Source organism: Vibrio sp. 1874 (assembly GCF_033344395.1).
Classification (GTDB): Bacteria; Pseudomonadota; Gammaproteobacteria; order Enterobacterales; family Vibrionaceae; genus Vibrio; species Vibrio alginolyticus.
In genome coordinates, this window is sequence record NZ_JAWPOR010000003.1 from 534,743 (window position 1) to 558,004 (window position 23,262).

Consider the following 23,262-nt stretch of genomic DNA (forward strand, 5'->3'; position numbering starts at 1 on the left):
CGTGTTAATCCTTATCTAGTGTTTGTAGAAGACGTGATTTAGTCACGACACCAAAGTAAGTTCCTTTCTCATCTACGACAGGCACGGCATAAGGAACACCAGCAACCAGACCCAAAATGTCATTAATTGACTGATCAGGCTGAAGAGTAACTTCATCCGGTAATTGAGCACTGGCTAACGAACGGTTTTCTTTATGAGCCAAACGTAGTGAATCAAGAGATACGATGCCGGAATATCGGCTAGATTTATCGACGACAATACCGTAATCACGGTCGTGATCCATCAGAATCTGCATCGCAGAGCCTGGACCGTCATTTTCCGATTTCTTAAAAACAGCCGCTGGCTTCTTGCGCGCGATATCTTTTGCTGTCAAGACACTTGCGATGTTTACGCCGCGGAAAAACGCTTCGACATAATCATTTGCTGGACTGTGTAATATTTCATCAGGTGTACCAACCTGAACAACCTCACCGTTTTGCATGATGGCGATACGGTCGCCAATGCGCATTGCTTCATCCAAATCATGAGAAATGAAGACAATTGTGCGTTTGTCATCGTTCTGTAGACGAATAAGCTCATCTTGCATCTCAGAACGGATCAATGGGTCTAAAGCGGAAAACGCCTCGTCCATTAATAGGATGTCTGGATCACAGGCTAACGCTCTCGCTAAACCAACGCGCTGTTTCATACCACCGGATAATTCGTCAGGGAAAGATTCTGCATAAGGGTCTAAACCCACTCTTTCTAAGGCGGAAAGGGCACTTTTCTGACGCTCATTAACATCGATGCCGGCAAGTTCTAAACCAAAGGCGGCATTTTCAATCACCGTCATGTGTGGCATGAGTGCGAAACTTTGAAACACCATTGAGATATTATTACGACGAACTTCTCGAAGTTCATTCTCGGAGATGTGGGCGATATCTCTTCCTTTGAGATAAACACTACCTTTAGTCGGCTCAATGAGCCGGTTAAGAAGTCGAACAAGGGTGGATTTCCCGGAGCCAGAAAGGCCCATGATTACGAAAATTTCCCCTTCATTTATGGTGAGAGATACATCGTTTACGCCGACTGTTAAACCTGTCTGTTCAAAAATACCGTCTTTATCGACGCCTTTGTCGATAAGCGAGAAGGCTCTCTCTGGGTCTTCTCCAAACACTTTATACAGTCCCTTAACTTCCAGTATGGGATCCATGTTATCTGTCCTTTTTCGTGTGTTTATAACTGTTTAACGATTTGTACTCTAATTAATTTTAGTTCAACTTTCAATGAAAGGGGGGTGGTTAACTAGTTATGCTGTGCATAGAGAATTAGTTGAGCAAGGTCTGTTTAACTCTTGTTTTTTATATTTAAAACAATTGCTTGAGATGTGTTTTTATCCGCCATAACGTTGCCCTGACGTAGGGTTGAATTTATTTTGAATTTTTTTGTACATTTCAACTCAACTCACTTGCATAGATATAAGCCGTGATAGCTTAGAGCTCTACATATAAAAAGGTTAGAGCTCTAATTTTTGGTTAAGGCTTGGTCCTGTGAAATCGGTTAGGTACTGTTATCCTTAGATTTATTTATTGCATGATTTCACTCAGGGTGATATTTATCGCTGTAGTTTAGGCAACGTATGGAATAAAAAATGGAAGCCGAACAGTTAGAAGTGCTCAATTTCATTAGCCAGTACCCACCTTTTGATGACCTACCTGAAGAGCAGCTTAGAAAAATTGCTCTCAATGCCGAGGTTGCATACTTTCGGCAAGGAACAAAAATCCTTAACTTCGGAGATACGATCCGCGACTTGTATATGGTGAGAAGTGGGGCGGTAGAGATTTATCGACGTAAAGGTGAACTTTACAACAGGATTGATGCTGGTGGACTGTTTGGTCAGATGGGGTTGTTGATGAACAACCGCGTACGTATGCCAGCCAAAGCGATAGAAGACACTCTCGTTTACTGTATTCCGGAAAACATCTTCAATGAACTTTGTGATGAGTTTGAAAACTTTGCGGACTACATGGAACTGGAAGATAGCGCGCGTTTGCGAAGCGCAATATCTAGCCGCTCCGAAAGCAATGACTTTACCACCGCTAAGGCACGTAAAATCTTAGCAAGAGATCCAGTAACTCTGGAGGCAACGGCTTCAATTCAGGAAGCTGCGATACTAATGGCAGAGGAAAATGTCACCTCTCTGCTCATTATTCGCCCGACAGAGGAGCTCACAGAAGAAGATGATGAACAGCTGCTTGGAATATTGACTGATCGCGATCTTTGCATTCGCGTACTAGCTCAAGGTATTGATACCAATATTCCAGTGAGTGAGGTCATGAGTTATGACGTGGTTTCATTGGATTATAACGCCTATGTGTTTGAGGCCATGTTAACCATGTTGCGTTACAACGTGCATCATTTACCAATTTTAAAAGATAAAAAGCCGATAGGAATTATTGGCATGACGGACATCGTTCGTTACGAATCTCAGAACAGCCTATTGCTAGTGAGCTCTATTTTTCAGCAAACCAGTGTCGAGGATCTCAAGCAGGTTTCTGAACAAGTAAAAGACTGTTTCGTAAGAATGGTCAATGAAGATGCCAACGCGCACATGATTGGTCGAGCCATGTCGGTTATAGGCAGTAGTTTCAAACAACGCCTCGCTGAATTAGCTGAGCAAGAGTTCGGCCCAGCGCCCATTCCTTATTGTTTAGTCGCAATGGGTTCAATGGCGAGGGATGAGCAGCTAATTGTAACGGATCAAGATAACGCGCTTATTCTCGATAACAGTTATGACGTTGAGATTCACGGAGAGTACTTTGAAAAGTTTGCTAAATTTGTTTGTGATGGTTTAGCGGCATGCGGCTATGCTTATTGTACTGGAGACATTATGGCTACCAACCCAGAATGGCGAAAAACTCGTGCAGAATGGGAAGAATGCTTTGGAAACTGGATAGACAATCCAACCCCTGAGAGGTTGTTAAATAGTAATATCTTTTTTGATCTCCTCGGTGTGCATGGGCGAGTGAAATGGGCGGAGCAATTAAGCAGCTTTATTGTGAGACGAGCGAAAAGAAATAACCGCTTTCTTGCTTGTATGGCGTACAACGCAATACGTAGGACGCCTCCACTGGGCTTTTTCAAAGACTTTGTGATGGAGAAAGATGGTCGTCATCGCAACTCGATTAACTTGAAGCGAAGGGGGACGGCTCCGTTGGCCGATTTAATACGGGTGCATTCTCTGGCAATCGGTTCCCGATCGCAAAACTCTTTCGACCGTTTAGATGACATTAATGATGCTGGCATTTTACCGAAAGGTCGAGGTTTGGATTTAAGGGATGCGATGGAGCTAATCTACATGGTTCGAATTCGTCACCAAGCCCTTGATATAGAAAATGGAGAAGAGCCAGACAACAATATTGAGCCGGAGAACATGTCTGAATTTGAACGTCGAAACTTAAAAGCAGCATTTCAAATTCTAAGTAACGCTCAGAACTTCATTAAGTTTCGATATCAGAGAAGTAGCAAATAATGTGGTTCTCAAAAAAAGTAGAAAAAGAACATCCGTTGTTGGATACATCCCAGACGCCAGAGTGGTCAATGTTGTTCAAGCAACTCGCTAAAGAAGCGAAAGACGAGAGGCTCAAACGCTATTATTCGACACCGATGGTTAATGGGGAAACACCAATTGAACAAGTGCCATTTGTCTCGGTAGACTTTGAGACAACAGGATTGAACTCGGAAGAGGATGTCATTCTCACGATCGGACTTGTGCCGTTCACTATTGATCGTGTTCAATGTAATGGTTCTGCTCATTGGGTCGTTAACCCAAACAGAGAGTTAAACCACGAGTCTGTCATTATTCACGGTATCACTGACTCTGAGGTTAAAAACGCGCCGCAGCTGTCTCAGATCTTGGGTGAAATATTGGATGCGTTGTCAGGCAAAGTGGTACTTGTTCACTACAAGAACATTGAAAGGCAGTTCTTTAATAACGCCTTGCTAAATAGCATCGGAGAGGGGATACAGTTTCCTGTTGTTGATACGTTAGATATTGAGTATGCGATACAGCGCCGTGAATGCAGAGGTTTTATCAATAAGTTGAAAGGCAAGAAACCCGGTTCTGTACGATTAGGGCACGCTCGTGAAAGATATGGCCTCCCTGCTTATCAACCTCACCATGCTCTGACGGATGCGTTGGCAACTGCGGAGCTGTTTCAAGCACAACTGCAGTATCACTTTAATCGAAACATGCCAATATCTTCGGTTTGGCAATAGGCGTTATTTATGGTGAAAACAATAAAATGCAATGAGAGATAGGGGGCTTTAAGATTATGATGGCGGATTGAGTAACCGCTTATAAGAACAATGTTTTATGAACATGTGCTTGGTAGTGATGAAGACGTTTCATTACTCGAACTCCGACGAAAGTAATTTAAACTTGGTCACGTATTTTTAAGGAGATTATCCGTGAGCACCGATAATAACGGTGGCATTCAACGCCCCGATGGAAAAGTAAACGCAATAGATACTGACTATCAAATTGGTCAGGATAACGTTGCGCTAAAGGTAGGCCCATTTGGCCTTGATATTCACAACCGTGTTTTTGCAATTTCTGGCTTAGCAATCGTCATGTTTGTTGTGATAACACTATTATTCCGAGAACAGGTAGAGCCGTTTTTTGCAGACCTACGAGCGGGTTTGTTACACAATTTAGACTGGTTTTTTCTCGCTTCAGGTAATATTTTTGTCATTGTCTGTGTCGGATTGATCTTCACACCATTGGGCCGTGTGCGAATCGGTGGTACTGAAGCAACACCGGATTACTCCTATGCCGGATGGTTGGCAATGCTATTTGCTGCAGGTATGGGCATTGGTCTCGTGTTCTTCGGTGTATCAGAACCGATGTCCCATTTTAGTTCTGCGATTGGTGGCGTGAGCGTTGAGAATGGTGTACGTACTGACTGGGCACCGCTAGGTGGTGCAGAGGGCGATGCAACTGCAGCTTCGGCATTAGGGATGGCTGCGACGATTTACCACTGGGCACTTCATCCGTGGTCAATATACGCGCTCTTGGCTCTTGGGCTGGCTATCTTTTCATTTAACAAAGGTTTGCCACTCACCATGCGCTCAATTTTTTACCCTTTGTTTGGTGAGCGTGTATGGGGTTGGACTGGTCATATTATCGATATTCTTGCAGTGGTAGCGACGGTTTTTGGTTTAGCAACATCGCTAGGCTACGGTGCATCTCAAGCCGCAACGGGTTTGAACTTCCTGTTTGATGTCCCAATGACCAATACGACGCAGGTTATATTGATTATTGGTATTACTGCGCTCGCTTTAATCTCTGTTGTGGCTGGACTCGATAAGGGCGTGAAGATCTTATCTGAAATCAATATGGGTCTTGCAGCACTGCTATTGCTATTTGTTATTGTTGTTGGCCCGACGATTGCGATTTTAACTGGTTTCTTCGAGAACATCGTTTCCTATGTGGCTAATATCCCTGCCTTATCTATGCCATTTGGACGAGAGGATGTGAATTACTCTCAAGGCTGGACGGCGTTTTACTGGGCGTGGTGGATTTCTTGGTCACCATTTGTGGGTATGTTCATCGCACGTGTGTCTCGCGGTCGTTCGGTTCGTGAGTTTATTATTTGCGTTATTCTTATCCCATCTTCAGTTTGTGTGTTATGGATGACGGCTTTTGGCGGTAACGCAATTAGCCAATACGTTAATGATGGCTATGAGGCGGTGTTTAACGCAGAACTGCCTTTAAAACTTTTTGCCATGTTAGATGTTATGCCATTGGCTGAGATAACATCTTTTGTCGGCATTATCTTAGTCGTGGTGTTCTTCATTACCTCTTCTGACTCAGGATCACTGGTTATTGATACTATTGCTGCGGGCGGTAAGGTCGATGCACCAACGCCACAACGCGTGTTCTGGTGTACGTTTGAAGGTTTGGTTGCGATTGCATTGATGTTGGGTGGTGGTCTAGCTGCTGCTCAAGCAATGGCGGTGACGACTGGTTTACCATTTACTATTGTTTTGCTTGTTGCAACGGTATCTTTGATAAAAGGTTTGATGGATGAACCTCGTCCAAAGGCGGTTTCTAAGAAATCAAAATAACTAGTATCAGCAGTTAAATTATTGATAAAAGCGGTATGCGAAAGCATGCCGCTTTTTTTTGGATTTCTATTTTTCTCTGAGAAATGAACAGCATGGAAAATGGTCTTATTCTGGTTGTTTTTTGTACTGTGCATTTAGGTGACTATTTAATAAATTAGACCTCGAACTATTTTAACTTTTGGTTAATAGGTTTATTTTTGTGATCCACATCACAAAAATACCGATAAAAAGGCGGATTATTTGATTTTTAGTCGCGAGGGATGCCCATAATAAAAAGGAAATTTAATTAGACCTCAAAGGATATGTATTTTCACATGATCACATCAGCACCTTGGGTCCTTTATCCAGAGATTGGAGAAGACTCAAGTAAAAAATGGATTTTTCGTGAGCCTAAAATCTCTGATGGTGACGACATTTACAGCTTGATTGCAGACTGTCCTCCATTGGACATGAACTCATCTTATTGCAATTTCCTACAGTCTACGCATTTCAGCAAAACCAGTATTTTGGTTGAGCAAAAAGGCGAAATCGCAGGTTTCATTTCCGGTTATCAGAAACCAGACGAGCAAGACGTTTTATTTGTCTGGCAAGTTGCAGTCTCACCTCGCTTTAGAGGTCATGGTTTAGCATTCCGCATGTTGAAAGAACTTCTCACCCGAGAGGAATTAGGCGGTGTTAAATCGGTAGAAACTACCATCACGGAAGATAATAAAGCCTCTTGGGCACTATTCAAAAAGTTAGATGCGATGAACGGCAATTCTGGCCAAGTAAGCACATTTTTGGATGAAGAAGCCCACTTTAAAGGCAAACACGATACAGAATATTTGTATCGCATTCCTCTCAAATAATCCTCAAACAATAGGAATTAAAAACGGTCTCATCATGGATATTTTCAAAAAGCAGGAATCCAACGTACGCTCATATTCAAACAATTTCCCGGTCGTTTTTCGTAAAGCGAAAGGCTGCTGGCTAGAAACAGAACAAGGTGAACGATACTTAGACTTCCTTGCTGGAGCGGGATCTCTAAATTACGGCCATAACAATCCAGTACTAAAACAAGCGTTGCTTGAGTACATTGAAATGGACGGTATTACTCACGGTTTGGATATGCACTCAGAAGCGAAAGCATCGTTTCTGGAAGCGTTGGATACTTACATCCTTAAACCAAGAAACTTGGATTACAAGGTTCAGTTTACGGGCCCAACAGGGACTAATGCTGTTGAGGCGGCATTGAAGCTGGCTAAAAAAGTAAAAGGCCGCGACAGCGTCGTTGCGTTTACTAACGGCTTCCATGGTTGTACTGCTGGCGCACTGGCTGCAACGGGTAACCAGCATCACAGACAAGGTAACGGTTCTAGTCTAAGTAACGTCACTCGTATTCCATTTGAAGGTTACGCTGGCGTAGATGGTCTCGCGCTGTTCGAAACCATGCTAAATGATAACTCTGCAGGTATGGATAAACCAGCCGCTGTACTTCTTGAAACTGTGCAGGGTGAAGGTGGTTTAAATGCTGCTTCAAACGAGTGGTTACAACGTTTGAGCAAAATCTGTAAAGCCAATGACATTCTTGTGATTGTCGATGACATTCAAGCAGGTTGCGGACGTACCGGTACTTTCTTTAGTTTCGAGCCGTCTGGTATCCAACCGGATATCGTGACGCTATCGAAGTCGATCGGTGGTTACGGTTTGCCGATGGCTGTCGTGTTACTTAAGCCTGAGCTTGACCAGTGGAAGCCAGGCGAGCATAACGGTACGTTCCGTGGCAATAATCACGCCTTTATTACTGCTGCAAAAGCACTAGAAATTTACTGGGCAAACGATGATTTTGAAACACACATCAAGCAGTGTTCAGACAAGGTAAGTGCAGTTATTGACCGTTGTGTTCGTCGCTTTCCTCAAATGTTTGTGCAGAAAAAAGGCCGCGGCATGATGGTTGGTATTGAATGTATCAATGGTGACATGGCATCTGAAATTGCGAAAAACTGTTTCGAGAATGGAATGGTGATAGAGACAGCGGGTCCAGAAGATGAAGTTGTGAAGTTCTTCTGTCCACTAACCATCAGCGAATCAGAGCTAGATCAAGGACTAAGCATCTTTGAAAATGCAGTAGAGACTATCGCTGCGAAACATTTCAAACAAGCATCTTAATAAGGATTTTAATTATGATCGTCAGAACTCTAGATGAATGCCGCAACAGTGAACGACGTGTTGTTTCAGATAACTGGGAAAGTGTCCGCATGTTGTTGAAAGACGACAACATGGGTTTCTCTTTCCACATCACAACGATTTATGAAGATACAGAAACTCATATTCACTATCAAAACCACCTTGAATCGGTGTTTTGTATGAGTGGTGAAGGTGAGATTGAAGTTGTAGGTGGAGAAACGTACCCAATCAAACCAGGTACATTATACATCCTTGATAAACACGATGAGCACTACTTGAGAGCTTATAAGAATAAAGAAATGGTAATGGCGTGTGTGTTTAACCCACCGATTACTGGCGCTGAAGTGCACGATGAAAACGGTGTTTATCCTCTCGTTGACTAAAAGATGATGGTGGGGTGCTTTGCCACCCCACACTTTACTATCTCTTCTTTTTTCTTTTTAAAGTTACCAATCAAAAAAGGCTTATCATGACATTTACCGTAGAAAAAATCGGCGGTACATCAATGACAGCATTTGATGCTGTTCTCGACAATATTATTCTTCGTCCCAAAACACCATACAATCGTATTTTTGTCGTATCTGCATACGGTGGTATGACCGATGCGCTGCTCGAGTGTAAAAAAACCAGTAAACCAGGCGTTTATCAGCTTATCGCGAAACGCGACGACAAATGGGAAGAAGCGTTAGCGTACGTTGAAAGCCGTATGTTGCTGACCAATGAAAATATTTTTGCGGACCCAATGAATCGTATCCGTGCGGATAAATTCATTCGCTCCCGCATTGCTGAAGCGAAAAACTGTATCGCGAATATTTTAGAAACCTGTCAGTACGGTCAATTTTCGTTGCGCCAGTACTTGCCTCAAATTCGAGAGTTTCTCTCGTCTATCGGTGAGGCACATAGTGCTTACAACACAGCACTAAAACTAAAAAATATGGGTATTAACGCTAAGTTCGTTGACCTGTCTGGTTGGGATAATCAAGCGCCAAGAAGCCTTGATGAGTCGATCAGTGACGCGTTTGCTGATATCGATGTATCAAAAGAACTGCCAATCGTGACAGGTTATGCTTACTGTAAAGAGGGCCTAATGCACACTTATGACCGAGGTTATAGTGAGATGACATTTAGCCGAATTGCAGCAATAACAAAAGCGGATTTAGCAGTAATTCACAAAGAGTACCACTTGAGCTCAGCAGACCCACGCGTTGTTGGCCCTGAAAAAGTATTACCAATTGGTAGTACAAACTATGACGTAGCAGACCAACTTGCTAACCTTGGCATGGAAGCGATTCACCCAAATGCCGCTGCGGGTTTACGTGAAAGTGGTATTGAGCTACAGATTAAAAATACATTCGAACCTGAACACGAAGGTACTTTGATCTCTTCAAGCTACCGCCCAGAAGAAGACAAAGTCGAGATCATCGCAGGTAAAGAGAAAGTATTTGCACTGCATTTGTTTGACCAAGCAATGGTAGGAAAAGCCGATAACGTTAGTTACGAATTGATGGAAATCATCTCCGATGCTCGTGTAAGTTTGGTTGGTAAAGAGATGAACGCTAACTCTATTACTTACTATCTAGGTGGCAGTACTGATAGCTTAAACAAAGTATTGTATAAAGCCGAGAAACGTTATCCGAATGCCTCGATTAAAGGTCGTATGGTCGCGCTTATCTCAGCCATCGGTTCTCAAATTGATACCAACAAGACGTTGGCGAAAGGTGTGCTTGCATTGATGAATAATGGCGTTACGCCAGTTGCACTGCACTCATCATTGAGAAATGTAAATGTTCAATTTGTTGTCGGTGATAAGGAATACCAGCACGCGATTTGCGCATTGCATGATGAGTTTTTCCAAAGTAGCAGTTTAGCTAAATCGGTTAATGTGGCTTAGTTTATCCACGGTTAAAATACAAAGGAGAGCAGGTTAGCTCTCCTTTTTTTGTTTTTCAGTTTGTACTCACAATGCCCACTTTGTATAGGCTAAACAGGCGATTTAAGTAAGTTCCTATGTGGCGATACACATAAGCCAGCAGAATGGTCTGCTGGCTTATGTTACTGATTAACTAACGTTAACTTAGTTTACTTAAACTTGCTGATTTCTTGTTCAACTTTGTCTAGTTGTTGCAGCTTCTCTTGCATTTTTAGAGAGTCGTAGTTTAGTGAAGCAGGGTTCATCGCTGTGCCACGCTGCATTGGGTATTCTGGAAGTGTTTTAAAGAACTCTCCCACAACGTCTTGTACAGGTACAAATAGCCACATGTTGTCAGCCATCCAACGCAAGTACATTTGTGATTCGCTTGGGCCTTTTTCGAATGGGTCAGCGCGTAGGTGGATGATTTTAGGCCAGTTCGGAGCAAAACGAACTGCGTTACTTAGGTTCCCTTCAAGCGTTGCAAAGTGAAGTTTCCAGTCATTCCAGCGGACAGCGTTTAATTCACCATTAGACGTAAAGTAAAGCAGCGACTCACGAGGGCCTTTTTCTTCCTTACCTTCAAAGTATGGCATGAAGTTATAACCATCTAAATGTACACGCCACTCTTTGCCATTTGCTTTGTAGCCTTCTGCCAGTTTTTCTTTTACATCAGGTACGCCAGCAGCTGCCAATAATGTAGGCAACCAGTCTTGGTGTGCCATCATTTCATTGATCTTGGTTCCTGGCTTAATTACGCCTGGCCAACGAACCAGTTGAGGAACACGCATACCGCCTTCCCAAGTTGTACCTTTTTCACCATGGAATGGTGTTGCGCCACCATCTGGCCAAGTCATGGTTTCTGCGCCGTTGTCCGTTGAGTAGATAACGATAGTGTTGTCTGCAACACCTAGCTCATCCAGCTTGTCGAGTAAAACACCTACATGATCATCATGTTCCAGCATACCATCGGCATAAATGCTTACACCTGATTTACCTTGGTATTTTTCCTGCAAGCGAGTCCAAACGTGCATACGAGTGGCGTTATGCCAAATAAAGAAGGGTTTATCCGCCTTAACTGCTTTTTCCATAAATGCCAAAGAGCTCTCTAGGAACTCTTCATCTGCGTGCTCCATACGTTTTCGTGTCATCGGGCCAGTGTCTTCAATCTTACCGTCGGCATAAGACTTAATGACACCACGAGGGCCATAGTTTTTACGAAACTCTGGGTCTTTAGGGTAGTAATAAGTTTCAGGCTCTTCTTCTGCGTTTAGGTGATATAAGTTACCGAAGAATTCGTCAAAGCCGTGTTTTGTCGGTAAGTGCTTATCTTGGTCACCTAAGTGGTTTTTACCAAATTGACCCGTCATGTAACCTTGTTCTTTTAACAGGTCTGCAATGGTTGGCGCCCAATCAGGTATGCCGTGGTCAGAGCCTGGCATACCAATTGTTAACAAACCCGTACGAAATGGCTCTTCACCTGTAATAAAGGCAGCGCGACCAGCAGTACAAGACTGTTGTCCGTAGTGATCTGTGAACAACGCACCTTCATTCGCGATACGGTCGATGTTTGGCGTTTTGTAACTCATCATACCTTGGTTGTATGCGCTGATATTCCAGTAGCCGATATCGTCACCAAAAATTGCCAGAATATTCGGTTTGTCGGCTGCCATAGCAGCACTGGACGCCGCTAACAGTCCTGCGCCTACAGCGATTTTGCTCAATTGATTTGCCATAAAAACTCCAGATTGTTGAGAGTAAAGATAAGCACAAGTGAGCCTTATGCTTAGTTGCTGCATAAGTTAATGATGTATATAGAAAAATCCTCTTATACTCGATATAACCATAAGTTATTGCTAGGTAGTAACCATTTGTTAATTAAGAAGAAATAGGGTTGTCCTGTTAGTTTGTAGAGATTCGTAAAGTAGATTTAGATCACTGAAGAGCCTTATTTTTATTGCGTAGTAGAAGAGGGGATGGAAATGAAAAACAATAGGATGCTCGCTTGTTTTACGGTCCTAAAGCAATACTAAAGTCGTTATGTATTGCTTGTAATTATTTGTATAACCAGTGATTTAGTGTCTATATTGATTTAGGTTGTACATTATAAATATAAGGATATCTATGAGTCAGTGGGCAGGCCGGTTTCGCATTTTATTGCTGGTCAACGTTGTTGTCAGTTTTATGGCTTTTTCTCAAGAGTTATTAACAGAGAAACCAAATATTCCTTCAGGCTTAAATCCGGAATATGCTGGCACACAAGCTTGTATAGATTGCCACCAAAACGAGGTAGCGGCCTGGAAAGGGTCACATCACGATATGGCCATGAAGCATGCAAGTACAACCTCTGTACGCGGTGATTTTGATAACCATGTTGTAACGCACAAAGGAATGCCTAATCGTTTTTTTAAAAAAGGCGACGAATTTTGGGTCAATATTCAAGGTGCTGACGGGCAATGGCATGACTATAAGATCAGCTATACATTTGGCTGGGAGCCATTACAGCAGTACATGGTCGAGTTTGAAGATGGACGCGTGCAGCTTATTCCTTTTGCTTGGGACACAAGAGCTAAAGTTGAAGGGGGACAGCGTTGGTTTCATCTTTATCCAGAAACGACAACAACGGATGAATTCTATTGGACCAATACCGGGCAAAATTGGAACTTCATGTGTGCTGATTGCCATTCAACGAACCTAAAGAAGAATTACGACGCAGACAAAAACACTTACAACAGCTCATGGTCAGAGATTAATGTGGGATGCGAAGCATGCCATGGTCCTGCTAGTCAGCACATAGAACTGGCCAAGAAATACAAAAATGCTGGCACGTCTTTTGAGCATGACAGCCATTATGGCTTTGATCGAAATTTGTCTAAAGCAGTGTCGGATTGGGTGTTTGAGGAAGGCCATAGTACGTTACAGCCGAAATCAATTGAAGCAACCAATCAAGTGCAAACATGCGCTCAATGCCATAGTCGCCGAACCCAGTTAAATGAAACAGGTGATCATGTTAAAGGTTCCTTTTTTGATAAATATCGCTTAAGTCTTATAACACCTGAACTCTACTATCATGATGGACAGATTTACGACGAAGATTATGTTTATGGTTCGTTTCTTCAATCTGAAATGGCGGAGAAGGGGGTCACGTGCACTAATTGCCATGATCCACACACGGCAGAGTTAACGATCCCAGAAGAGGCAGTATGTTCGCAATGCCATATTGCATCGGAATATACACCTGAAAAGCATACCTTTCATAAGGCTGGATCTGAAGCATCGCAATGTACGACTTGTCACATGCCAGAAACGACTTACATGCAAGTCGATCCTCGTAGAGACCACAGTTGGCATATTCCACGACCGGATTTGAGCAAACATATTGGAACGCCCAATGTTTGCATGTCATGCCATGAAGATAAAAGCAATCAATGGGCCGATGAACAGATAGCAGAATGGTACCCGAATTCGAAGTATCGTAATCAACAACATTTTGCTGTCGCATTTTATGCGGATTCAATTGGTCATCAAGGAGCAGCAAATGCGTTGGCATACTCTGCTCAGGATTCGTCTTTAAAAGACATTATTCGCGCCTCAGCCCTGGAGAGAATGGGGGGCAACACTGACCAAAATACAACAGTATCTTTGGCTAGGGCCGTTAAGAATGAGAATGAAATGGTTCGATTAGGGGCAATTTCAGGCTCGTCTGGTTATGAATTTCATGATCGGTGGCGGATTCTAGAGCCATTGCTTGGTGACCCGGTGCTTTCAGTGAGAGCGGAAGCTGCCTCGGTGCTGGTAGCGAACTACGCACAAATGACCCCTTTACAAAAAGATATCATTAAATCACCTTTAGAAGAGTACATGGAAATTCAAGAGTTTAATGCCGATCGTGGTTTCGGAAGAACCAATTTGGCGAATGTGTACCGCAGCTTAGGTGAAATCGACAAAGCGGCCGAGCTGTATAAACAAGCGATCAGCATCGAACCCTATTTCGAAAATAGCTACGTTAACCTAGCAGATTTGTATCGTCACCTAGGTAAAGAAGAAGCTGCGCTCACGGTGCTACAACAAGGGATGAAAGCTCAACCTAGATCCAGCACGTTACCATACAGCGCAGGTCTTTCTTTGTTGCGTCAAGGCAAAGCTGATGATGCGAAAAAGCTACTTAGACGCGCCGCAGAAATTGGTGAAACTAATGCTCATTATTGGTACGTGTACGGTCTAGCCCTAGAAAAAAGCGATGTTCTAGAAGCCAGTAAAGCGTTGCAAGCAGCATTTGAAGTCGGTGGCAATCCACAGCACTTGTATGCTCAATGCGAGGTTCTAGCGAGAAATCATAAAAAAGGTGCTGTCGCTTTTGCTTTCGATAGGTGCATACAAGAGCTTAGTCACTATGCACCTAAACAAGCTATTGATCAGCTTAAAGCCTCTATTGTCGGGGTCAATAGGAGCTAATTACCAAAAGTGGAGCTTTTATCGCTCCACTTTTTTCTTGCTTAGTTTAATCAGCGTCTTTCGCTAATCTCAGCCCCATGTCGGACATGATGACTGACTGGCTAGCAAAATCGCGACGATAGTTTTCGGATTCGTCAGCATCATAGGCAAAGCTACCACCTCGTACAGACTTGTGTGCAAGGCTTTCTTTTTCATCTTTTGCGTTTACCGGATTATCACTTGGTGCTGATTTGTAATAGCCTTCATCAAACGCATCAATAACAAACTCACCAACATTACCCGTCATATCGTATAAGCCAAGCTCATTCGGTTTTTTCTGACCTACCTTGTGTGCCTTATTGTTTGAGTTACTGGCATACCAGGCAACGTCGTTAATATCATCAGACCCCGCGTAAGTGAATCCTCGACTTAGATTCCCCCCTTTCGCTGCAAACTCCCATTCTGCTTCGGTGGGTAAACGATAGTGCTCTCCCGTTTTTTCATTCAATTTCTTTATAAAATAATTGGCTTGTTGCCAGCTAATGTTATTCACGGGCGTATTTGGGTTTCTAAAATAACTCAGAGAAGAGCCTGTAACCGATTCGAATAACTCTTGGGTTACCTCAAATTTTGCCAAATAGAAATCATCCACGCGAACGGTGCGAGCCGGGCGCTCGGATTTATTTGCTGATGGATTATCCGAGCCCATCATAAATTGTCCACCTTCAATAAGAACCATATCTTGATCGATTTTTTGAGCAAGAGGGCTAGGTTGTGTTGTTGCACATCCAGTCATAATTAGCGAAATCGAAATAGCGGCACCAAGGTAAAGAGTATTACTTTTGGAATGCTTCATAGGGGAGCTCCATCAACATTTATGATCAAAGAATTTTATCAGGCAAGTCTATGAAAAACAGTTATACACACTATAACAAGCGCCACGAATAATTGAACATTATCATCACACTAGGCGATTAACTTAATGATTAGTCTTAACGCCGTTGGGCACAGGCTAGCAACTAAGAAGGTGATGAATGCACATAACTCAAGGTCCGCAGTTCAATGGAAAAGCATCCAAGCGATTACATGTCATGGCGAAACCTATCGGTGCAGTGTGCAATATCGATTGCACCTATTGTTACTACCTAAGCAAACAAGATTTACTTGAGTACAAGCCAGGCTGCTCACCAGTCATGGATGAGGAAACGCTCGAGACCTATATCCGTCAATATATAGCGGGACAAAATACACCTGAAATTATTTTCTCTTGGCAGGGTGGTGAGCCGACAATGCTAGGTTTGGATTATTTCAAGACAATTGTTGAGCTACAGAATAAATACCGTCCCGATGGCATTACGATCTCCAATGATCTCCAGACTAATGGCACACTGCTTAACGATGAATGGTGTGAGTTTTTAAAGGCGAACAACTTTCTCGTCGGTTTAAGCATTGATGGTCCAGAAATGATGCATAACGCTTATCGAACAAACCGAGCTGGTAGAGGCACATTCCGGCAAGTCATGAATGCGGTTGAACTATTACATAAGCACGAAGTAAAGTTTGCTACGCTCACTTGTGTTAACAACTTGACCAGCCGTAACCCACTTGAAGTGTACCGATTCTTGCGAGATGAAGTACGCTCCCCTCAAATGCAGTTTATTCCAATAGTTGAGCAGAAAACATTCAGAACAACCGCCCCTCAAACTTGGGAGCCAAACGAGCAACTAAAGCAAGGAGATAAACGGTTGATCCCAGGTCATAAAGATGCCGTTGTTGAGCCTTTTTGCGTTGCGGATGAAGCATGGGGAAATTTTCTGATCGCGATTTTCAATGAATGGGTTTTACACGATATCGGCAACGTGTTTGTTCAGTACTTTGAAGCCAGTATCGAAACCTGGATGGGCAGAAAAAACCCACTGTGTACGTTAGGTGAAATCTGCGGGAAAGGCTTAGCAATGGAGCCTAATGGTGATGTGTTTGCGTGTGATCATTACGTGTACCCAGAATATAAGGTTGGAAACATTCATCACGAAAAGCTCGATACGCTCGCTTATAGCTCTGAGCAGCAGAAATTTGGGTTTGCTAAAAGTCGTACGCTGCCCCAACAGTGCCTTCAATGTGATTATCAATTTGCATGTTTTGGAGAATGTCCCAAAAACCGTTTTATCCGTACTAGGCAAGGTGAGCCTGGTCTTAATTATCTCTGCGCGGGTTGGAAGAAGTTTTTTACCCATGTTGATCAGTCGATGGCGTACATCTTACGAGCGACAGGTAACCCAGTGGTTCACGGTAAATACAGTGACCAGATTCTACGCCAGCAAGCTACTCAAACACAGACTGTGTTTGAAATGAAGTTTTAAGATAGTCACTACGCCTGCTACAGGCCCGGAAATGAAAGAATATAGGTTATTGAATGCAAAAAATTAAGCTGCTCTCTAAATCATTACTCGTGATCTCGATCGGCATTGCTACGAGTCAAGCCGTGGTGGCACAAGAAACAACATTGCTAGACCCAGATCAAGTATCGCCGACAACGGTTGTCACTCCACAAGAAGCTCAAATGACACCGGCGCAACGAGTCGAAAAGCTGTCTTATGATGCGCAAAATAAAAAGTTGTCTTCAGAAAAACGTATTGATGCTTTACGTGAGTTAGCCAACTATCCAAGCCAAAATGCATTGGTTGCAGTTGCGCGTGGGTTGCAGGATGAAGATGCAGGTATTCGCGAAGCTGCGATCGTGGGAGCACAACCATATATGATTGAGCACCGTTGGCGTTTGATTTCACCATTATTGAGTGATGACGCCGCCATGGTGCGAATTACAGCAGCGATTAACCTCGTTCGAGATTACGCCAATTTGAGTTCAGAGCAACAGCAGTCACTTGAAGGGCCTGTTTCAGAGCTGACAGCACACTTGTCCAGTAAGAACGATAATGTTTCCAAGTTATTACTTGCAGACGTTTACCGTTGGCATCGTGATTGGGATAAAGCGGCGCTGATATACCCAGAGTTAACTAAGCTTGAGCCAAACAACCCTCAAGTTTGGTTAAGCTATGCAGACAACTTCCGAGCGCAACAGCTAGACCAAAAAGCTATCAACGTGCTTGACGAGGGCATCAAGCTAAATTCAGAAGATGCCTCGCTGCATTATTCTAAATCTCTCGCTTTGGTTAGATTAGACAAAAAGAAAGAAGCGGCGTTTGAAATAGACAAAGCTGCGACGATGGCAAAGACGAACAGTTACTTTTGGTACTTAAATGGTGTTCTGCAAGAAGAGTTAGACTTGAAGAAGTCTGTCAACGCTTTTGAGCAAGCGTATTTGATATCCGGTGCTCCAGAACAATTGTATGCCGTGTGTGACATCTATGTTAGATACGGCAACCCTAAAACGGATGACTGTTTAACAGAGCTAACGAAGGTCGCTCCCGACTATGTTATTGAAGAGCTCAATCAGAAAAAGGGACGTAAAAGTGCCCCTACATCAGTTGAAGCCAATGAATTTAAACTCTAATCGGTAAATTCCATGTTTCTATTTTAATAAAATAGTGGACTAGATTGGTGACATTGTCACTTTTTGGTGGCCATTGCATATTTCAGTTCAATATGCGCCTGTTTCAATTGAACTATACTTTTGATTGGATTCGCACCTAGCACCTCAATATAAGGAATTAAGATGGCTATAAAGTTAAAGGCGATTGTCTTAGCAACAGGTTTTGCTCTGTCTAGTTACGCTGTTGCTGCTGATATGCAAGATCCACTTCCGTCATGGAACAACACTGACGCTAAGCAAGCTATTATGGCGTTTGTTACGAAAACAACGACCCAAGGTTCGGATTCCTATGTTCCTGAAAGCCAACGAATCGCGACGTTTGATAATGATGGAACACTTTGGGCAGAAAAGCCTGTTTATCTACAGTTGTTTTTTGCGATCGATAGAGTAAAAGAAATGGCCTCTGAGCATCCTGATTGGAAGACAACCGAACCCTTTGCTTCCGCATTAAAAGGTGACATGGAGGGGATTGGTAAACAAGGACTCGAAGGTGTAATGAAGCTTGTTATGGCAACCCATTCTGGAATGTCTACTGAACAGTTTCATCAAGAAGTTAAGGAATGGTTGAAAACGGCTGTCCATCCAACAACGGGTAGACCATACACTGAAATGGTCTATCAACCTATGCTCGAACTGCTCGACTATTTAAGAGCTAACGACTATCAGACCTACATCGTTTCTGGAGGCGGAATTGAATTTATGCGCGTTTGGGCGCCGGAAGTATACGGCATTCCAACGCAAAACATCGTGGGAACGACGTTAAAGGCGGAATATCAAAGTGTTGATGGAAAACCTACCATCCAACGTATACCGGAAATAGACTTTGTCAATGACAAAGCAGTAAAGCCTGTGACGATCCAAAACTTCATTGGCAAACGTCCGGTCATGGCGTTTGGTAATTCTGATGGTGATTTACAGATGTTAGAGTGGACGAAAGCAGGTTCAGGTCCAAGATTTTCTGCGATTATCCATCACACGGATGACAAGCGCGAATGGGCGTATGATAAAGATTCTCATGTTGGTAAGTTAGATAAATCGTTTAAAGTAGGTGAAGAGCAAGGTTGGCTATTTGTCGATATGAAACAAGATTGGAATCAAGTGTTTAAAGAGAGCACTAAATGATAATCTTTGTTTGACCATAAATTGCTGCAACCAAACAATTGCAACGAAATAAAAGGCCTCACAATTGAGGCCTTAGTTAATTCCACAGTAGCTTCGATACCTAGGGTCTAGTTTCTAGGTTGCTGTGTCATTGTTTCTACCACTTTTTCAATACTTAACGAGCTACCTTTCGTTGCAGGGAACTCCTTAAATGTCTCTAGGAACTTACGCACGATAGCTTGAGCAGGAACGAACATCCACATTTGATCAGCGTAAAAATGTCTGACGTAAAGTGCTGCATCTGGACCGACCTCAAATGGATCCATACGAAGGTTTACAATCAAAGGCCAACTAGGTGTTTTGCGGTATGCCTCATTAATGGCACCCTCCATAATACTGAAGTGGATCTTCCAGTCTTTATAACGAACGGCGTTTAAATTACCACCAGCATCGAAGTAAAAGATTTCTTTGCGTGCGCCTTCATCAGCTTTACCAGTCAGCAGATCAAGTTGGTTGTAGCCATCTAAATGTGCTTTAAAGGTTTTGCCCGCTGCTTTATGACCCTTCAATAGTTTTTCTTTCACATCAGGTTCGCCCACAGCTGCTAGTAGAGTTGGCATCCAGTCTTCTTGTGAAAAGATATCGTTGATAACCGTTCCTGGTTTAATGTTTCCAGGCCAGCGTACCATCATCGGAACGCGGAATCCGCCTTCCCAAGTCGTACCTTTTTCGCCCTTGAACGGTGTAGTACCACCATCTGGCCAGGTAAATTTCTCAGCGCCATTATCAGTACTAAAAACAACAATGGTGTTATCTGCTACGCCTAGCTCTTCAAGTTTATCAAGCATGACACCTACTTGATCATCTAGGTCCATCATGCCATCGGCGTATAAGCCGTAACCTGACTTCCCTTGATATTCTTCACTCAAATGTGTCCAGACGTGCATACGGGTTGAGTTATGCCAAATAAAGAATGGTTTGTCTTCTTTTACTGCTTTTTCCATAAATGCCAAGCTAGCATCCATGAACTCTCGGTCTACGTTTTCCATACGCTTACGAGTAAGGGGACCTGTGTCCTCGATTTTGCCATCCGCAGTCGCCTTCAACACGCCTCGAGGTCCGAATTTTTTACGAAACTCTGGATCTTTTGGATAAAACTCAGACTCAGGCTCTTCTTCCGCGTTTAAATGGTATAGGTTACCAAAGAACTCATCAAACCCATGGTTAGTTGGTAGGTGCTCATCTTGATCACCAAGGTGGTTTTTACCAAACTGACCAGACACATAGCCGTGATTTTTAAGTAACTCTGCGATAGTAGGATCTTTCGATTGAATACCCTCTTTTGCGCCGGGCATACCAATAGTCAATAGACCGGTACGAAACGGATGTTGACCCAGAATAAATGAGGCTCGTCCGGCAGTACAACTCTGTTGTGCGTAAGCGTCTGTGAAAATGGCACCTTCATTGGCGATTTTATCAATGTTAGGAGTCTTCCCTCCCATCATACCATTGTGATACGCACTAATGTTGTATACACCTACATCGTCACCCCAGAACACAAGGATGTTGGGCTTATCGGCAGCAAAGGCTGTGGACGCAGCTAATGTACCGACCAATGCCATTACCTTTTTAATCGAGTTTCGCATGAAAATCCTCCGCGATAAATGAATCCATTATCGTTATATAACGTTACTAATTGTGTTCATCATGGCGAAGTCGAGTGAGATGACACCAAATGAGACAATGTAGTCAGTTGAATATAGTAGAGGTTTTTTGTTGCTTCCAAGTAATCCCTGTTTTTCAAAAATGTTAACTAACATGGACTAGACTTTAGTGTGTTTTAAGTGTGATAAGACGCACTTACAGGATTGAATTTCAATGAAAGGCGACACTATGAAAAATAAACTAGCAACTATCCTGTTTCTATGTATCCCGTTAGAAGTGGTTGCGGAAGAGACACCAAATGTCGTGGTAATGTTGGTTGATAACCTTGGGTGGGGGGAACTAAGTTCCTATGGGAGTACCAGAGGTGTTGAAACTAAAAACTTAGATCAACTTGCTAGAGAAGGTGTACGCCTTACTAATTTTAATGTGGAACCGCAATGCACGCCAACTCGCTCCTCATTCATGACGGGGAGGCGAGCGCTTAGATCTGGGACAGATAAGGTTGTTTGGGGAGTGCCTTACGGTATGGTGAACTGGGAGATAACCATTGCAGAGAAGTTTAAGGAACAAGGATATAACACGAGCCTTTACGGGAAATGGCATTTGGGAGACCAAAAAGGGCGCTTTCCAACGGATCAAGGCTTTGATGAATGGTATGGCATTGCAAATACGACGGATGAGTCAGAATATAGCTCTCAACCCGGTTATAAAGCTATATTACCTAAACCTCAAATCCTTTCAGCTAGAGCAGGGCAGGATCCTAAAGGGGTCAAAGAATATAATTTGGACTCACGTAGAACGATTGACAGTGAGCTAGTTGAACATGCCACAGATTTTATAAATCGAAATGTGAAAGAGAATAAGCCATTTTTCTCTGTAATTACTTTTACTCAACCACATTTACCGACGCTACCTCATCCTGATTTTATTGGTAAAACAGGCAAAGGAAATTACTCAGATGTGTTAGCTGAGATAGATTTTCGAGCTGGGCAAGTTATTGGTGCAATAGAAAAAGCAGGAATTAAAGACAATACACTAGTGATTTGGTTTTCTGACAACGGTCCAGAGTGGCATATGCCATACCAAGGCTCTAGCGGACCATGGCGTGGTGCGTACTTTACGGCTCTTGAAGGCTCTCTCCGAACACCATTTATTGCCTCTTGGCCTAACCACATCAAACCGGGCAGAGTGAGTGATGAAATTATCCATGTTGTGGATCTATTTGCCTCACTTTCTCATGTCGGTGGATACAAATTACCAAGCGATAGAACAATAGATAGTATTGATCAGTGGGCCTTTTTAAAGGGAGATAGTGAAAAGTCTAATCGAGATGGTTTTATCGTTAACAATGGCTCTGAAACCTACGCTTATAAGTGGGAAAATTACAAGATGCACTTTATTGATCAAGATATCATGCCGGAGAAAGGGCGCCCATTACAGATCCCTGAAATATACAATTTGATTGATGACCCTAAAGAGGAGTTTGATTTAAGAAATAATGCCACATGGTTATTTCCTATCATGATAGGAAAGAGAGTAAAGTTTGAATCTTCCGTTGCAACAAGCTGCGATACGATTCCTTTCCCTGCTCCATTTGGATATAAGCCCGATTGTAGCAAGGGGAATTTCAATCAATTTCCAGTGGATGGGTTACGCCAGAAGTAGTTTACCCCAATGGCTCTTTCTCGCATACATGAGGTATGTTTTTGGTTCAATATCTCATTAGAGCCATTTAGGGCCATGTTTTTTCTAGTTTCATTTGAACAGTCACATTCGTCGACCATACTTAAAGTTCGTTGTTTCATATGGGGCGAATTATGCAGCCAATACTCTACATTCAAGTCGGTAATGTTCTTTGGGCGGTTTTAAGTGACGGTTCTTGGATCCAAATGTTGCCTAACGAACAATTAGTTCCAGAAGTAGAGGTGGTTGTTCTTAATACTGACATTCTCGATATTGCATTTAATGAAGATACAACAAGTGAGGATGAATCGAGTTCGAATGATCTTTTAATTGCTTCTCAAAACGGTATTGAATCCACTTTTAATCAGAGCGTTCGAGATTTTAGTGAGTCTTCTGGTGGGTTAAGTTTTGTTGCCTATATTCGCGCTGTTTTACCTGAGCAACTCGTTTCTAATGGCTATGTTACCAGGCCAGCAGTGCAAGAAAGAGAAAACCCAACTTCTGAGACTCAGGCTCCTGAGCGGTTGAATCCCGATGCTATATTAACGGTGGATATTCTTGATGGCGGCGATGGATACGAAAACCAGTTTGAAGTTCCTAGTGTCACGATTCAAGGTGACGCACTCAAGATAAGCGATGAGTGGCT

Annotated in this window: 17 protein-coding genes; 13 read left to right on the plus strand and 4 right to left on the minus strand. The window is 42.9% G+C overall.

The genetic code is table 11. The annotated features are described in order from the left end of the window. Positions 1 to 4: 4 nt before the first annotated feature. A complete protein-coding gene (gene proV / locus R8N46_RS09795) occupies positions 5 to 1,192 on the minus strand; it encodes a glycine betaine/L-proline ABC transporter ATP-binding protein ProV (RefSeq protein ID WP_005377777.1) in 1,188 nt (395 codons plus the stop codon). Positions 1,193 to 1,630: 438 nt separating this feature from the next. Here proV and R8N46_RS09800 point away from each other — a divergent pair, with 438 nt between their 5' ends. The 7 genes from R8N46_RS09800 to R8N46_RS09830 all read left to right on the plus strand — a co-directional run bounded on the left by R8N46_RS09800 (position 1,631) and on the right by R8N46_RS09830 (position 10,165). Next, positions 1,631 to 3,511, plus strand: coding sequence for a DUF294 nucleotidyltransferase-like domain-containing protein (locus R8N46_RS09800; protein WP_005377775.1), 1,881 nt, complete (start codon positions 1,631 to 1,633; stop codon positions 3,509 to 3,511). After that, positions 3,511 to 4,257: a 3'-5' exonuclease gene (locus R8N46_RS09805; protein WP_104975280.1), complete on the plus strand. Its 747-nt coding sequence runs from the start codon at positions 3,511 to 3,513 to the stop codon at positions 4,255 to 4,257. The genes R8N46_RS09800 and R8N46_RS09805 overlap by 1 nt, the downstream gene beginning before the upstream one ends. A gap of 192 nt (positions 4,258 to 4,449) precedes the next feature. Continuing rightward, on the plus strand, positions 4,450 to 6,108 hold the full coding sequence (locus R8N46_RS09810; RefSeq protein WP_005377772.1) for a BCCT family transporter: 1,659 nt from the start codon (positions 4,450 to 4,452) through the stop codon (positions 6,106 to 6,108). Between the two features lie 314 nt (positions 6,109 to 6,422). After that, positions 6,423 to 6,956 (plus strand): diaminobutyrate acetyltransferase, encoded by a 534-nt coding sequence (gene ectA / locus R8N46_RS09815; protein ID WP_005393379.1) that lies wholly within the window; start codon positions 6,423 to 6,425, stop codon positions 6,954 to 6,956. A 34-nt stretch (positions 6,957 to 6,990) separates the two neighbouring features. After that, a complete protein-coding gene (ectB, locus tag R8N46_RS09820) occupies positions 6,991 to 8,256 on the plus strand; it encodes a diaminobutyrate--2-oxoglutarate transaminase (protein ID WP_025766718.1) in 1,266 nt (421 codons plus the stop codon). A gap of 14 nt (positions 8,257 to 8,270) precedes the next feature. After that, positions 8,271 to 8,657 (plus strand): ectoine synthase, encoded by a 387-nt coding sequence (locus R8N46_RS09825; RefSeq protein ID WP_005377769.1) that lies wholly within the window; start codon positions 8,271 to 8,273, stop codon positions 8,655 to 8,657. Between the two features lie 86 nt (positions 8,658 to 8,743). After that, positions 8,744 to 10,165 (plus strand): aspartate kinase, encoded by a 1,422-nt coding sequence (locus R8N46_RS09830; protein WP_005377768.1) that lies wholly within the window; start codon positions 8,744 to 8,746, stop codon positions 10,163 to 10,165. A gap of 188 nt (positions 10,166 to 10,353) precedes the next feature. On the opposite strand, the gene R8N46_RS09835 is transcribed toward R8N46_RS09830, so the two are convergent. Next, on the minus strand, positions 10,354 to 11,919 hold the full coding sequence (locus R8N46_RS09835; RefSeq protein WP_005377767.1) for an arylsulfatase: 1,566 nt from the start codon (positions 11,917 to 11,919) through the stop codon (positions 10,354 to 10,356). Positions 11,920 to 12,307: 388 nt separating this feature from the next. On the opposite strand from R8N46_RS09835, the gene R8N46_RS09840 reads away from it, so the two are divergent. Continuing rightward, entirely contained in the window at positions 12,308 to 14,638 is a 2,331-nt protein-coding gene (locus R8N46_RS09840; RefSeq protein ID WP_213972327.1) for a tetratricopeptide repeat protein, read from the plus strand. Positions 14,639 to 14,684: 46 nt separating this feature from the next. Here the strand turns inward: R8N46_RS09840 and R8N46_RS09845 are convergent, their stop codons facing one another. Next, positions 14,685 to 15,413: a formylglycine-generating enzyme family protein gene (locus R8N46_RS09845; RefSeq protein WP_395231604.1), complete on the minus strand. Its 729-nt coding sequence runs from the start codon at positions 15,411 to 15,413 to the stop codon at positions 14,685 to 14,687. A 238-nt stretch (positions 15,414 to 15,651) separates the two neighbouring features. Here R8N46_RS09845 and R8N46_RS09850 point away from each other — a divergent pair, with 238 nt between their 5' ends. From R8N46_RS09850 to R8N46_RS09860, 3 genes are all read left to right on the plus strand, one after another. Next, positions 15,652 to 16,977: an anaerobic sulfatase maturase gene (locus R8N46_RS09850; RefSeq protein WP_213885335.1), complete on the plus strand. Its 1,326-nt coding sequence runs from the start codon at positions 15,652 to 15,654 to the stop codon at positions 16,975 to 16,977. 53 nt (positions 16,978 to 17,030) lie between these two features. Further along, positions 17,031 to 18,128, plus strand: a complete 1,098-nt coding sequence (locus tag R8N46_RS09855) for a hypothetical protein (RefSeq protein WP_213966586.1) — start codon at positions 17,031 to 17,033, stop codon at positions 18,126 to 18,128. Between the two features lie 162 nt (positions 18,129 to 18,290). Continuing rightward, complete coding sequence (locus R8N46_RS09860; protein ID WP_213972329.1) at positions 18,291 to 19,289, plus strand: HAD family hydrolase; 999 nt, start codon at positions 18,291 to 18,293, stop codon at positions 19,287 to 19,289. A 107-nt stretch (positions 19,290 to 19,396) separates the two neighbouring features. Here the strand turns inward: R8N46_RS09860 and R8N46_RS09865 are convergent, their stop codons facing one another. Beyond that, complete coding sequence (locus tag R8N46_RS09865) at positions 19,397 to 20,914, minus strand: arylsulfatase (protein WP_005377761.1); 1,518 nt, start codon at positions 20,912 to 20,914, stop codon at positions 19,397 to 19,399. 247 nt (positions 20,915 to 21,161) lie between these two features. Here R8N46_RS09865 and R8N46_RS09870 point away from each other — a divergent pair, with 247 nt between their 5' ends. Continuing rightward, positions 21,162 to 22,598, plus strand: a complete 1,437-nt coding sequence (locus R8N46_RS09870; protein WP_225455402.1) for an arylsulfatase — start codon at positions 21,162 to 21,164, stop codon at positions 22,596 to 22,598. A gap of 152 nt (positions 22,599 to 22,750) precedes the next feature. After that, on the plus strand, positions 22,751 to 23,262 hold a 512-nt coding region (locus tag R8N46_RS09875), incomplete at its 3' end, for a hypothetical protein (RefSeq protein ID WP_225466633.1).